The organism is Microbacterium sp. (assembly GCF_036566905.1).
Taxonomy (GTDB): domain Bacteria; phylum Actinomycetota; class Actinomycetes; order Actinomycetales; family Microbacteriaceae; genus Microbacterium.
The window spans coordinates 1-13,036 of record NZ_DATCVK010000003.1 but is presented as its reverse complement, the minus strand read 5'-3'; the positions used below and the strand labels follow the sequence as shown (position 1 = coordinate 13,036).

At 69.9% G+C, this 13,036-nt stretch carries 13 protein-coding genes and 1 tRNA gene; 2 read left to right on the top strand and 12 right to left on the bottom strand.

Going from position 1 to position 13,036, the window contains the following annotated elements:
- The 7 genes from VIP82_RS00145 to VIP82_RS00115 form a co-directional block, all read right to left on the bottom strand.
- Positions 1-661, bottom strand: a 661-nt coding sequence (locus VIP82_RS00145) for an NAD(P)H-dependent flavin oxidoreductase (protein ID WP_331905288.1), incomplete at its 3' end; no start/stop codon positions are given.
- A gap of 105 nt (positions 662-766) precedes the next feature.
- Positions 767-1,459: a 50S ribosomal protein L1 gene (gene rplA, locus VIP82_RS00140; RefSeq protein ID WP_308869250.1), complete on the bottom strand. Its 693-nt coding sequence runs from the start codon at positions 1,457-1,459 to the stop codon at positions 767-769.
- A 14-nt stretch (positions 1,460-1,473) separates the two neighbouring features.
- Positions 1,474-1,905: a 50S ribosomal protein L11 gene (rplK, locus tag VIP82_RS00135; protein WP_045247325.1), complete on the bottom strand. Its 432-nt coding sequence runs from the start codon at positions 1,903-1,905 to the stop codon at positions 1,474-1,476.
- Positions 1,906-2,032: 127 nt separating this feature from the next.
- Positions 2,033-3,247: a transcription termination/antitermination protein NusG gene (gene nusG / locus VIP82_RS00130; RefSeq protein WP_331905287.1), complete on the bottom strand. Its 1,215-nt coding sequence runs from the start codon at positions 3,245-3,247 to the stop codon at positions 2,033-2,035.
- Between the two features lie 84 nt (positions 3,248-3,331).
- On the bottom strand, positions 3,332-3,604 hold the full coding sequence (gene secE / locus VIP82_RS00125; protein ID WP_331905286.1) for a preprotein translocase subunit SecE: 273 nt from the start codon (positions 3,602-3,604) through the stop codon (positions 3,332-3,334).
- A gap of 81 nt (positions 3,605-3,685) precedes the next feature.
- Positions 3,686-3,758, bottom strand: a tRNA-Trp gene (locus tag VIP82_RS00120).
- 174 nt (positions 3,759-3,932) lie between these two features.
- Entirely contained in the window at positions 3,933-4,370 is a 438-nt protein-coding gene (locus VIP82_RS00115) for a pyridoxamine 5'-phosphate oxidase family protein (RefSeq protein WP_331905285.1), read from the bottom strand.
- Between the two features lie 64 nt (positions 4,371-4,434).
- On the opposite strand from VIP82_RS00115, the gene VIP82_RS00110 reads away from it, so the two are divergent.
- On the top strand, positions 4,435-5,058 hold the full coding sequence (locus tag VIP82_RS00110; protein ID WP_331905284.1) for a hypothetical protein: 624 nt from the start codon (positions 4,435-4,437) through the stop codon (positions 5,056-5,058).
- A 3-nt stretch (positions 5,059-5,061) separates the two neighbouring features.
- Here VIP82_RS00110 and VIP82_RS00105 read toward each other — a convergent pair whose 3' ends face one another.
- The 5 genes from VIP82_RS00105 to gabT form a co-directional block, all read right to left on the bottom strand.
- A complete protein-coding gene (locus VIP82_RS00105; RefSeq protein ID WP_331905283.1) occupies positions 5,062-6,423 on the bottom strand; it encodes an NAD-dependent succinate-semialdehyde dehydrogenase in 1,362 nt (453 codons plus the stop codon).
- A 40-nt stretch (positions 6,424-6,463) separates the two neighbouring features.
- Positions 6,464-8,035, bottom strand: coding sequence for an APC family permease (locus VIP82_RS00100; protein WP_331905282.1), 1,572 nt, complete (start codon positions 8,033-8,035; stop codon positions 6,464-6,466).
- Positions 8,036-8,040: 5 nt separating this feature from the next.
- Positions 8,041-8,916 carry a universal stress protein gene (locus VIP82_RS00095; protein WP_331905281.1) on the bottom strand — a complete coding sequence of 292 codons (876 nt, stop codon included), beginning with the start codon at positions 8,914-8,916 and terminating at the stop codon, positions 8,041-8,043.
- Positions 8,913-10,274, bottom strand: coding sequence for a flavin monoamine oxidase family protein (locus VIP82_RS00090; protein WP_331905280.1), 1,362 nt, complete (start codon positions 10,272-10,274; stop codon positions 8,913-8,915). The genes VIP82_RS00095 and VIP82_RS00090 overlap by 4 nt, the downstream gene beginning before the upstream one ends.
- A gap of 125 nt (positions 10,275-10,399) precedes the next feature.
- A complete protein-coding gene (gene gabT / locus VIP82_RS00085; RefSeq protein WP_331905279.1) occupies positions 10,400-11,761 on the bottom strand; it encodes a 4-aminobutyrate--2-oxoglutarate transaminase in 1,362 nt (453 codons plus the stop codon).
- 93 nt (positions 11,762-11,854) lie between these two features.
- Between gabT and VIP82_RS00080 the strand changes: the two genes are divergently transcribed.
- Positions 11,855-13,036: PucR family transcriptional regulator ligand-binding domain-containing protein (locus tag VIP82_RS00080; protein ID WP_331905278.1), on the top strand; the 1,182-nt coding region annotated here is incomplete at its 3' end.

Genomic DNA, 13,036 nt, shown 5'->3' with positions numbered 1-13,036 from the left:
GGTCGGCGATGCCTCCCGCCGCGATCACGGGCACGCCGACGGCGTCGACGACCTGCGGCACGAGCGCGAACGTCCCGACGAGCGAGTGCTCGGCCGGGCGCAGGAACGACACGCGGTGCCCGCCCGCCTCGGCGCCGGTCGCGACGACGGCGTCCACACCGGCCGCGTCGAGGGCGACGGCCTCGGCCACGGTCGTCGCTGTGCCGATGACGCGGATGCCGCGGCTGTGCGCCGCCGCGACGAGCCGCTCGGAGGGGACGCCGAAGACGACGCTCAACGCCGCTGGTGCGGCATCCAGCACCGCCGTCACCTGGGAGTCGAGATCGGGGAGGAACTCGATCGGCGGCGAGGGGTGCGCGAGACCGAGTTCGTCGAAGAGGGGCGCCACCGCCTCGATCGCCGGCGCGAGATCCACCTCTCCCGGCGTGACCTCGTCGCCCGTCGGCAGCCAGAGGTTCACGGCGAATGGACGCGAGGTCGCGGAGTGCAGCGCGGCGAGGGTGTCGCTGATGCGATCGGCCGAGTAACCGTACAGCCCGTACGAGCCGAGTCCGCCGGCCTCGCTGACCGCTGCGGTCAGCTCGACCGACGACAGCCCGCCGAAGGGGCCGAGGACGATCGGCGCATCGATTCCGAACAGATCCTGGAGCGTCGCGACCATGTCTCCGACGCTACTCCCGCCCGCCGGTGCCGCGGCAGACGGTTACGGGACGACGAAGGGGCCCCACCCGAAGGTGGAGCCCCTGCGTGCGAATCCGACGGAGCGTCAGACGATGGCGTTGACGTCCAGCGGGATGCCGGGGCCGAACGTGGTCGACACGGCACCCTTCTGGATGTAACGGCCCTTCGAGCTGGAAGGCTTGAGGCGGACGATCTCCTCGAGCGCGACCTTCAGGTTCTCGTCGAGCTGCTCCTCCGAGAAGGACGCCTTGCCGACGACGAAATGCACGTTGGCGTGCTTGTCGACGCGGAACTCGATCTTGCCGCCCTTGATCTCCTCGACGGCCTTGGCCGGGTTGGGGGTCACGGTGCCGGTCTTGGGGTTCGGCATGAGGCCACGGGGACCCAGCACCTTACCCAGGCGACCGACCTGACCCATGAGCTCGGGCGTCGAGACGGCCGCGTCGAACGCGGTCCAGCCGGCGGCGACCTTCTCGATGAGCTCGGCGCCGCCGACCTCGTCCGCGCCCGCGGCGATCGCGGCCTCAGCGGCCGGACCCGTCGCGAACACGATGACGCGGGCGGTCTTGCCGGTGCCGTGCGGGAGGATGACGGTGCCGCGCACCATCTGGTCGGCCTTGCGGGGGTCGACGGAGAGCTTCAGCGCGACCTCGACGGTCGAGTCGAACTTGGCCGAGCCGGTCTGCTTCGCGAGCGCGACGGCTTCGGTGGGGCTGTAGAACTTGTCCGCCTCGATCTTGGCGGCAGCGGCCCGGAAGGCCTTGGACTTGGTAGCCATGTTTCCTCTTCCCCTCAGTCCTCGACCGTGATGCCCATGGAACGGGCGGTGCCGGCGATGATCTTCGAGGCGGCCTCGATGTCGTTCGCGTTCAGGTCGGGCTGCTTCGTCTCGGCGATCTGGCGCACCTGCTCCTTGGTGAGCTTGGCGACCTTGACCGTGTGAGGGGTCTTGGAGCCCTTCTGGACGCCCGCAGCCTTCTTGATGAGCTCAGCGGCCGGCGGGGTCTTCAGGATGAACGTGAAGCTGCGGTCCTCGTAGACGGTGATCTCCACGGGGATGACGTTGCCGCGCTGCGACTCGGTCGCGGCGTTGTACGCCTTGCAGAACTCCATGATGTTGACGCCGTGCTGACCGAGCGCGGGCCCGATCGGCGGCGCCGGGTTTGCGGCACCGGCGTTGATCTGAAGCTTGATCAGGCCGGTCACCTTCTTCTTCGGTGCCATTCTTCTTCCTTTCATCGAACAGCGGATGCCGGGGCACCCTGTTCTCCCGCGAATCCGGCCGTTCCGGATCGCGGTGTCCATCGCGCGCGCTCAGAGCGCACGCAAACCTGAGAAGTCTACCAGCAGGTCAGAGCTTGGTGACCTGGTCGAAGCTGAGCTCGACCGGGGTCTCGCGCTCGAAGAGCGAGACGAGGACCGTGAGCTTGCCGCTCTCGGGCTTGATCTCGCTGATCGTGCCGGGCAGGCCCGCGAACGAGCCCTCCTTGATCGTGATGGTCTCGCCCACCTCGAAGTCGACCTCGGCGGGGATGACGCGGGCCGCGGCGGCAGCGCCCTTCTTGGCCGCACCGCCCTTGGCGCCGGCGACCTCCTTGACCTCGACGAGGCTCTTCAGCATGTTGAAGGCCTCTTCGAAGCGCAGCGGGGTCGGGTTGTGGGCATTGCCGACGAAGCCGGTGACGCCGGGCGTGTGACGCACGACCGACCACGTGTCTTCGTTCAGGTCCATGCGCACGAGCACGTAGCCGGGGATCCGGACGCGCGTGACCATCTTGCGCTGACCGTTCTTGATCTCGACGACGTCCTCCATCGGGACCTCGATCTGGTAGATGTCGTCCTCGACCTCGAGCGTCGACTTGCGCTGCTCGATGTTGGCCTTCACCTTGCGCTCGAAGCCGGCGTAGGAGTGGATGACGTACCACTTGCCCGGCAGGGTGCGAAGCTCTGCGCGGAACGCCTCGTACGGGTCCTCGTCCTCGTCCTCGCCGTCCTCGGCGTCGTCCGAGTCGCTCTCGGCGATCTCGTCGTCCGCGAACTCGTCGTCCGAGTCCTCGTCGTCCGAGTCCTCGTCGTCAGCGAACGCGGGAGCCTCGGCGGCGTCGGCCGGGGAGACCGATGCCTCGACCTCGTCCACGACGCCGGCTGCGGCATCCACCTCTGCGACGAAGTCCTCGTCGAGCTCGGGCTCGTCCTCGTCGCCGTTCACGTCGGGACCGTCGTACGGGGTCACCTCGTCGGCGGCCTCGGCCGCCCGCTCGGCGACCTCCTCCGCGAGGGAGTCGTTGATCACCTCGGCTGCTGCTTCGGTCTCTGCGGTCTCGTCAAGATTGAGAGCGTCGTTCACGATCGCGTCCGCCTCCGGGTCGTCGATGTCGATGTCGTCCAGGTCCGCGTCGTCGTCGTCGCCATCACCGTCGTCGACGATGTGGATCGCGACGTGCTCGGCCGCTTCGACCGAGCGCTCCTCCTCGGCGAGGACGTTGCCCTCCTGGGCTTCGTCGTCCTCCGAGGACTGCTCTGCGGCGGTCGCCCAGTCGGCGTCGTCGACATATCTTTCAGTCACGTGAGTTCTCTTCCGTTCCGTCCGTTGCCGGACTTGCGGTCCGCCCGTGTCGTGACTCCGGGGCAAGCCGGAGCGCTCGGGGGATCAGGCGCCGGGCACTCCGAAGACGTACGCCGTGATCCACACGAACAGCACGTCGAGGCCGTAGACGAGCGCCATCATGACGACGACGAAGCCGAGCACCACCGCCGTGTACTTCAGCAGCTCCTGGCGCGTCGGGGTGACGACCTTGCGGAGCTCGGCGAAGACCTGACGAACGAACAGGGCGATGCGAGCGAAGACGTTGAGCTTCTTCTCGCGGGGCGCGGCCGTTCCCTCAGCGGGGACGACTTCGCCCTTCGGCTCGTCCTGAACCATCGATGCCACCTGATTACCTTCCGTGAGCCGACACGGGTCGACCACACTTTGTTATCAACGCAGGGTGTGTGCGCTGACGCGCAGGGCGGACAGGAATCGAACCTGCAACCTGCGGTTTTGGAGACCGCTGCTCTGCCAATTGAGCTACCGCCCTAGAGACCCGGAGGTCTCGTGAAGCCCGCACTCTTCCCCTCTCACCGCGGTTTGAGGATCCGCACCCGACAACGGGCACGGCGAAAGAATGCAGACTTCAACTGCACGTTCCAGTGTACGGCATGCCCGCGGACGCCGCGAACCGGGAGCGACCTCGCAGAGGCGATTCCACGGCTCAGTACTGCTGCACGCCGTAGCGGTCCGGCTCGGGCGATCGTTCGAACGCCCGGCCCGACAGCGAGGTCGGCTCGACGCGCACGTAGGTGTACTTGAGCGTCGGGATCCAGGGCCGCAGGCCCAGACCGTCCGCCCGCTCCACCTCGGCGGAGCTGTCGAGCGGGTGGGCACGACCGCGCAGGATCACGCTCCACGCGTCGGTGTCGGTGTGGTCGTCGACCTCGAAGAGCACCTCGTCGTTGACGGTCAGCTCGAACAGCTTGCTGCCCTGTGCGGTGCGGAACAGCAGGCTCTCGCCGTCGACCACGTAGTTCACGGGGAAGATGTCGAGCACGTCCCCGACATGTGTCACGAGACGGCCGAGCTCCTGCCCGCGCAGGCGCTCCCAGCACTGCTCATCGGAGAGGGCGACGACGGGGTCCGGTGTGTCTGCCATGCCTCCATCCTCGCGCTCTCGACCCATCCGCGACACCCCCGGGCGACGCACTAGCATTCCCGGCATGACCCTTGCGCAGCGCCGGCTCGACGAGCTCTGGGACTTCTCCGACCCCGCCGCTTCCGAGGCTCGTCTGCGCGACGCGGCCGAGCAGGAGACGGATGCCGCGGCCCGCGCCGAGCTGCAGACGCAGGTGGCCCGGGCGCTCGGGCTTCAGGAGCGGTTCGCCGAGGCCGACGCGGTGCTCGACGCCGTGGCGATCGAGGACGCCGCCGTCGCGGCGCGTGCCGCCCTCGAGCGCGGCCGGGTGCGCAACTCGGCGGGCGATGGGCAGGGCGCCGTGCCGTACTTCCTCGCCGCGGTGGACGCGGCATCCGGTGCCGGCCTGACGTTTCTGCAGGTCGACGCGCTGCACATGCTCGCGATCGCCGACGCCGATCAGGCCGAGGACTGGACCTCCGCGGCCCTCGCCGCGCTCGACGGCACCGACGACCCGCGCACGCTGCGCTGGCGGGTGTCGCTTCATAACAACGCCGGCTGGCGCCAGTTCGACGCGGGCCGGTTCGGCGAGGCCGTCACGTCGTTCGAGGCGGCGAGGGATGCCGCGACCCGCTGGGGCACGCCGCAGCAGGTGCAGTGGGCCGACGAGGCCCTCGCCGAGGCACGTCAGGCGCTCGGCGAGGGCTGAGGGTCAGGCGCCGACGCGGATCAGCTTCTTGTTGACGAACTCGTCGGCGGCGAGGAGGCCCATCTCACGCGAGGTGCCGGAGCGCTTGACGCCACCGAAGGGCAGGCCCGGCTCGTCGGCGAGCACGACGTTGACATAGACCATGCCGGCGTCGATCTTGTCGGCGACCCGCTTGGCCTGCTCCTCGTCCGTCGTGAAGACGTACGAGCCGAGGCCGTAGCTGGTGTCGTTCGCGAGCGCCACGGCGGCGTCCTCGTCCGCGACCTTGTAGACGACGCCGACCGGCCCGAAGAACTCCTCGCGGTACGCGTCCATGTCGCTGGTGACATCCGCGAGGACCGTGCCCGGGTAGAAGGCGCCGTCGCGGGTGCCGCCGGTCACGAGGGTCGCCCCCTGTGCCACGGCCTTGTCGACCTGCTCGGCCAGGCGCTCCGCCGCGGTGAGCGACGACAGCGGGCCGAGGACGGTGTCGTCGGCGAACGGGTCGCCGACCTTCGCACCGCTCATCGCCGCCGTGAACTTCTCGAGGAACGCGTCGTACAGGCCGTCCACCACGATGAAGCGCTTGGCCGCGTTGCACGACTGCCCGGTGTTGTCCAGGCGTGCGGCGACCGCGGCCTCCACAGCGGCGTCCAGGTCGTCGGTCGAGAGCAGGATGAACGGGTCCGATCCGCCGAGCTCGAGCGCGACCTTCTTGAGGTTGCGCCCCGCGATCTCGGCGACCGCGGCTCCGGCCCGCTCGGAGCCGGTCACCGACACGCCCTGCACGCGACGGTCGGCGATGACGGCGGCCGCCTGGTCGTTGGTCGCGTAGATGTTCGTGTACACGCCCTCGAGCCCCGCATCGGCGTAGATCGCCGCGATCGCGGCGGCCGACTCGGGGCACTGGGGCGCGTGCTTCAGGAGGATCGTGTTGCCCACCACGATGTTGGGCGCGGCGAAGCGGGCGACCTGGTAGTACGGGAAGTTCCACGGCATGATGCCCAGCAGCACGCCGAGGGGCGTGCGACGGATGACCGCGGTGCCCTCGCCGTCGATGTCGATCGGCTGGTCGCCGGTGATCTTCTCCGCGTGGTCGGCGTAGTACTCGGTGATGTCGGCGGCGAAGTCGACCTCGCCGAGCGCGGCCTCCAGCGGCTTGCCCATCTCGCGCACGATGATTGCGGCCAGATCGTCGCGGCGCTCGCGGTGCAGCTCGGCGACCTTGCGGATGCGTGCCGCACGTTCGGCGACGGGCTGATCCCGCCAGGTGCGGTAGGCGGCATCCGCCTCTGCGATGGCGGCCTCGAGGGCCTCGTCGGTGATGGTCGGATACGTGGCCAGGGTCTCCCCCGTGGCCGGGTTCACGACGGCGTAGTCGGTCATGCTTCCTCTCCGATCGGATGGATTGGGGACAGTCTGCCCGTCAGCGACGGGCGCGTCGAAGGCTTTCGGGGGCATCGATACCGAGTGTCTCACCGCGGAAGAACGCCGGACGCTTGATCGCCTGCCAGATCATGATCACGACTCCCACGAGGATGACGGTGACCCCGAGCACGAACACCAGGCCGAGGCCGAAGACGTTCGATCCGCTGCCGTACGCCGGGTCCATCGAGTCGACGAGGGTCGTCACGAACAGGACGGCGAGGATGGCGCCGCCGACGAGCGGGAACAGGAAGGTGAAGAAGAAGCTGCGCACCGAGTCGAACCACTGCTTGCGGAAGTACCAGACGCACGCGAACGCGGTGAGGCCGTAGTAGAAGCAGATCATCATGCCGAGCGACAGGATGGTGTCGGTGAGCACGTTCTCGCTCACCACGCGCATGACGGCGTAGAACACCGACGCGACGATCGCCGACACCACGGTGGCATAGCCGGGGGTGAAGAAGCGCGGGCTGACGCGCGCGAACTTCTGAGGCAGCGCCCCGTAGTGACCCATGGCAAGGAGCGTCCGCGCCGGGCCGACGGCGGTCGACTGCAGCGAGGCGGCCGAGCTGGACAGCACCGCGAGCGACACGAGGAACGCCAGCGGGCCGAGGATCGGGTCGGAGAGGGCGAAGAACACGTTCGCCGAGATGTCCTCGTTCGCCAGTCCCAGCGCACCCGTGCCGACTCCGGCGAACATGATCAGGCCGATCGACAGCAGAAGGTACAGCGACACCACGATGACGACCGTGAGCATCGCGGCACGACCGGGGGTCTTCGCCGGGTTCTTGGTCTCCTCGTTCATGGTGAGGACGACGTCCCAGCCCCAGAAGATGAAGATCGACAGCGACAGCCCGGCGGCGAACGCGCTGAACGTCGGCACCTCGAACGGGTTGAACCACGACCACGAGAACGCGGTGGGGTCGGGGGCGTCCCCCGACACGGCCTTGATGATCGCGACGACGGCGAACAGCAGCAGCACCACGACCTGGAAGCTCACCAGGATGTACTGGAACTTCTGCGTGGTCTGCATGTCGCGGTAGGAGATCAGCGTCGCGCCGAGCATGAACAGCAGGCACACTGCGACGTTGATGAAGGGATTGAACGCGAGCTCGGCGATCTCGGGATTGCCGGTCAGCTGCGAGATCAGCAGGAAGAGGAACTCGACCGCGATGCCGGCGAGGTTCGACAGCACGATCACCGTGGCGGCGATCAGGCCCCACCCGGTCATCCAGCCGATCCAGGGTCCGAACGCACGCACGCCCCACGTGAACGAGGTGCCCGAGTCGGGCATCGCGCGGTTGAGCTCGCGGTAACCGAAGGCCGTCAGGAGCATCGGGATGAACCCGACGAGGATGATCGCCGGCACCTGCGTGCCGACGACGGCGACCGTCGGGCCGAGGGACGCGGTGAGCGTGTAGGCCGGAGCGATGGTCGAGACGCCGATGACGACGGCGCCCAGCACGCCGACCGCGCCGGCGCTGAGCCCCTTCTTGGTCAGCTCGCCGGCGTGTGCACCGGAGGACGGGGCCAGCTGCGCCGCGGCGCCGCCGGAATGCTGTGGAGCGCTCATGCGCGTCAGCCTTCCTGGCCGTGCGTGCGAGGCACGACGACCATCGGTACGGGAAGCTCGTGCAGCATCTTCGCCGCGGTCGAGCCGAGGAACAGGCGCCGGGGCTGCGCGAGCCGGCTGGAGCCGACGACCGCGAGCTCGCCCGGCTGCCAGGCGAGGTCGGCGACGGCGTCCTCGATGCTGTCGCCGCGGGCCACGACGACCTCGGCCTCGACCCCCTCGGGGAGGACCCCGAGTGCCTTGCCGAGCACGTCGTCGGCGTGCGCGGCACCCGCGATGCGGATGACGCCGGTGTCGACGGTGGCCGGAAGGTCCACCGACACGAGCGACAGCAAGCGCAGACCGGTGCCGGTGGCGACCGCGAGGGCCACGCTCTCGTCGAGCAGCGCACTCGCGCCCGGACGCGTGCCGATCGCCGCGGTGATGCGGCTCACGCCGGTCACCTCGAGGTGGCGCGACCCCTCGGGCGCGAGCACCACGGGAACATCGGACGAGTGGAGCAGCTCGTTCGCCACGGTGCCGAGGCGGTGGCGACCGCGCAGGCCGCCGTTCGCGGCGCCGACGACGATGTGGGATGCCGCGAGCTCGTGTGCTGCGGCGATCAGACCCTCGGCGAAAGAGTCGCCGAACCGCACGTGCCCGGCGTGTCCCACGGCCGCCGGGATGGACGCGGACGCCTCCGCGAGCCATGCCTCGGCCTGCGTCACGAGGTAGCGGTCGTAGCCGGCGTCGGGCGGCGTTATGACGCTGCGGTCCTCGCCGGGGAGCACCAGCACGAGGTCGAGCGGGGCCTTCATGGCGGCGGCCAGACGCGTGCCGACCGCGACCGCGTCGGCTCCGGCATCCGTTGCCGTGTAGCCGACGACGATCCGCGCACTCATGTGTGGGCTGCTTCGACGATGTTGGCCGCGACCAGGCGCCCCATGCGGATCGCGCCGTCGACGTGCTGGTAGCCGGCGCCGGCCATGTCGCTGCACGCGAAGTGGATGGGGCCGACCGGCGTGCGCAGGTCCGCGCCGTAGCGGGCCAGACCGCCGAGGTCGAAGCTGGCGGCGTACGCGCCGCGCGTCCACTCCTCGGCGCCCCAGTCGCTCTCGAAGTACACGAGCGGGTTCTTCGCCTCGGGGCCGTAGTAGTGCGACAGCGACTCGAGGATGCGCGCCTTGCGCTCCTCGGCCGACACCCGGAAGAGGTCGTCGGCGTTGCGGTCCGAGACGAAGCCCACGAGCGTGCCCCGCTCGTCGCCGTGGTTGGTGTTGTCGTACGCCTCGTGCGAGATCTCGTAGGGGCTGAACGCGGTGCCCGACAGGCCCTGCTCGCGCCAGAACGGCCGGTCGTAGACCGCGTGCACCTTGATGACGAAGCCCATCGAGATGTGCTGGTGCATCTGCTGCTTCAGGCGCGGCAGCGCCGGCTGGAACTCGATCCACGGATAGAGGATCGGCGCGTGCGCCAGGATGACGAAGCGCGCGCGCACCTGGAGGCCGTTGTCGGTGACGACCCGGACGCCGTCGTCGCCCCAGTGCACCTCGGTGACCGGCTGCCCGAGGACGACGTCGTCGCCCAGCCGCTCCGCGAGGAGCAGCGGCACCTGCTGCAGGCCGCCCACGACCCGCTCGTCGAGGATGAAATCGGCGTCGACGAGGTGCGAGAAGCTCCCGGCGCTGGCGGCCATGAGGAGCGCCTGCAGCGCGGAGAACGCGTAGGCGGGCTTGGTCAGCATCGCACCGGCGATGAAGAGCGCGATGTTGTCGCGCGCTTCCTGGTCATCCGTCTGGTCCTCGAGCCATGCCTGGAACGAAATGCGGTCCAGTGCCTCGGCGTCAGGGTGCTCCCAGGGCTTGTCGGGGTCGACCTGCGCGACGAGCCCGTCGAGCACCTCGATCAGGCGGACGATCTCCTTCTCGGTCTCGGGCGCCACCGGGAAGATCTCGCCGGTGAACCGGGTGAGCTCGCCGTCCTTGCCGATGTAGACCGAGTCGCCCTCGCGATAGCGGCTGTAGGTCTCGAGGCCGAGCTCGGCGAGGGTCTCCTTGAGGGCGTCCTGATCGGGCGACACCCACTGGCCGCCGATCTCGAGCATGGCGCCGTCGACGACATCGGTCCACAGGCGCCCGCCGACGCGGTCGCGTGCCTCGAGCACGACGACCGAGAGGCCCGCCTTCTTCAGCTCGTTGGCGGCGGTCGTGCCGGCGGCGCCGGCGCCGACGATGACGACGTCGCGGGTCAGCTCGGTCATTCGGACTCCTTCGTCAGGGCGCGCATGCTCGTGCGCCTCGCGTGTTGTTTCGGTATCCCGCGGCGGCCGGTCGGGCCGCCGCGGGATCGATCCGAGGGATCAGAGGGTCAGGCGGATCGGAGGGATCAGGATGCCGCGAGCGCTGCCGCGACGACGTCCAGGCCCTCGTGGAGCAGGTCGTCGGTGATCGACAGCGGCGGCAGGAAACGGATCACGTTCCCGTAGGTGCCGCAGGTGAGCACGATGACGCCCTGTGCGATGGACGCCTTCGCGACCGCGGCGGTGAGCGCGGCATCCGGCTCTCCCGTCGCGGGGTCCACGAACTCGGCCGCGATCATCGCGCCGTGGCCGCGCACGTCGCCGACGCGCGGGTCGGCGGCCTGCAGCTGCTGCAGGCGGCCCTTGAGGATCGTCTCGATCTCGCAGGCGCGCTGGAGCATCCCGTCGTTCTCGAACACGTCGATCGCGGCGAGCGCGGCAGCGCACGCGATCGGGTTGCCGCCGTACGTGCCGCCGAGGCCGCCCGCGTGCGAGGCGTCCATGATCTCGGCGCGGCCGGTCACCGCCGCAAGCGGCAGGCCCCCCGCGATGCCCTTGGCCGTCGTGATGAGGTCGGGAACGATGCCGAACACGTCGCTCGCGAACATCTCGCCCGTGCGGGCGAAGCCGGTCTGGATCTCGTCGGCGATGAACACCACGTCGTTGGCACGGCACCACTCGACGAGCGCCGGCAGGTATCCGTCGGCGGGGACGATGAAGCCGCCCTCGCCCTGGATCGGCTCGATGATCACGGCGGCCAGGTTGTCGGCGCCGACCTGCTTCTCGATGATCGAGATGGCCTTCTTGGCCGCCTCGGGGCCGGTGAGCCCGTCGCGGTAGGGGTACGACAGCGGTGCGCGGTAGATCTCCGAGGCGAAGGGTCCGAAGCCGCTCTTGTACGGCATCGCCTTCGCGGTCAGCGCCATGGTGAGGTTGGTGCGGCCGTGGTAGCCGTGGTCGAACGCGACGACGGCCTGCTTGCCGGTGTACTTGCGGGCGATCTTGACGGCGTTCTCCACCGCCTCGGCGCCCGAGTTGAACAGCGCGCTCTTCTTGGCGTGGTCGCCCGGCGTGATGCGGTTGAGCGCCTCGGCGACCGACACGTACGAGTCGTACGGCGCGATCATGAAGCACGTGTGGGTGAACTGCGCCACCTGCGCCTGCACCGCCGCGACGACCTTCGGATGCGCGTTGCCGATCGTGGTGACGGCGATGCCCGAGCCGAGGTCGATGAGCGAGTTGCCGTCGGCATCGACGATGACTCCCCCGCCTGCGGCGACGGCGTGCACCGGCGCCGTGTGTCCGACGCCCGCCGCGACGGCATCGGCCTTGCGGTCGAGGAGCTCCTGCGAGCGGGGACCGGGGATGCTGGTGACCAGGCGGCGCTCCTGCGGAAGGGTCGGACCGCCGAGGGGCGTTTCTGTGACGATGTCGGCTGCGCTGCTCATGGTGGGGAGCGTATGTCGCTCTCCAGAGCCCTCGCACCCTCCCCGCTGTACATTCTGCCTGCCTCGCTGTACGAGTCGTACACTCGGAGCATCATGGATGCCGACGCCCCCACTCTTCGGGCCCTGCTCGCCCGGCGCGATCTGGGGCTCTCGCTCGCGGGCGACCACCTGGAGCCCAGCACCCTCGACAGGGCGATCCGCTGGGTGCACAGCTCCGACCTCGCCGATCCCACCCCGTTCCTCTCGGAGGGGCTGGTGCTGCTGACCACCGGCACCCAGTTCCCGAACGGCGACGAGGCGTCCGACCTCTACCGCGCGTACGTCCACCGCCTCGCAGCGCGGGGCGTCGTGGGACTCGGTTTCGGCACCGAGGTCGTGCGGGCCGGCATCCCTCCCGCCCTCGTCGAGGCATGCCGCGACGAGCGGATGCCGCTGTTCGAGGTGCCCTACCGCACGCCGTTCATCGCGGTGGCGCGCGCCAACGCCGAGGCCATTGCCGCCGAGGCGTACGCCCGCCGCAGCTGGGCGCTGGCCGCGCAGCGGGCGATCGCCCTGGCGGCCCTCCGCCCCGACGGGCTGGGCGCGACGGTGGCTGAGCTCGCCAAGCAGCTCGACACCTGGGTGGGCATGTTCGACGCGGCGGGCGAACTGTCGCGCGAGCATCCCGCCGGGGCCTTGGACGCCGACACCGCCGCCGCGCTGCAGCGCGAGGTGACGGGCGTCCTCCACCGTGGTGCACGGGCCGGGTCGTCGCTGCACATGGGCGACACGCCCTTCACGCTGCAGACGCTCGGCCGCGGCGGCCACCTGCGCGGCGTGATCGCGATCGCCGCCGGCGACCTCGACCAGGAGGGACGCGTCGTCGTCACCGCCGTGATCGCGATGGCCGGCCTGGCGCTCGAGCAGCAGCAGGGGCTGGGCCGCGCGCGCTCGGCGCTGCGCGCCGGCCTGGTGCAGTCGCTCCTCAGCGGCGACCCCGGGCTCGCACGCCGCACCTCCCGCGAGCTCTGGGGGCCGCTTCCGCCGGCACCGGTGGTGGTGGCGGTGACGGATGCCGCAGCCGCGCGCGTCGACGGCATCGCCGAGCTGCTGGAGCTGTGGGCCGACGAGAAGCGCGGCGCGCTGTTCTTCGGGCGCGGCGACGACGGTCTGGTGCTCGTCGTGCCCGCGGAGGATCCCTCGAGCATCCACGATCTCGTCGACCGCTTCGACGTCCGCGTCGGCCTGTCGGACCCTGCGGGCTACGACGCGTTCGCCGCCGCGCTGGGGCAGGCG

Coding starts and splice junctions, on each gene's coding strand:
- VIP82_RS00090 (WP_331905280.1), bottom strand. CDS start 10,274: ATGACCGAGCTGACCCGCGACGTCGTCATCGTCGGCGCCGGCGCCGCC.
- gabT (WP_331905279.1), bottom strand. CDS start 11,761: ATGAGCAGCGCAGCCGACATCGTCACAGAAACGCCCCTCGGCGGTCCG.
- rplK (WP_045247325.1), bottom strand. CDS start 1,905: ATGGCACCGAAGAAGAAGGTGACCGGCCTGATCAAGCTTCAGATCAAC.
- VIP82_RS00100 (WP_331905282.1), bottom strand. CDS start 8,035: ATGAGCGCTCCACAGCATTCCGGCGGCGCCGCGGCGCAGCTGGCCCCG.
- VIP82_RS00105 (WP_331905283.1), bottom strand. CDS start 6,423: ATGACCGACTACGCCGTCGTGAACCCGGCCACGGGGGAGACCCTGGCC.
- VIP82_RS00110 (WP_331905284.1), top strand. CDS start 4,435: ATGACCCTTGCGCAGCGCCGGCTCGACGAGCTCTGGGACTTCTCCGAC.
- VIP82_RS00115 (WP_331905285.1), bottom strand. CDS start 4,370: ATGGCAGACACACCGGACCCCGTCGTCGCCCTCTCCGATGAGCAGTGC.
- rplA (WP_308869250.1), bottom strand. CDS start 1,459: ATGGCTACCAAGTCCAAGGCCTTCCGGGCCGCTGCCGCCAAGATCGAG.
- secE (WP_331905286.1), bottom strand. CDS start 3,604: ATGGTTCAGGACGAGCCGAAGGGCGAAGTCGTCCCCGCTGAGGGAACG.
- VIP82_RS00095 (WP_331905281.1), bottom strand. CDS start 8,916: ATGAGTGCGCGGATCGTCGTCGGCTACACGGCAACGGATGCCGGAGCC.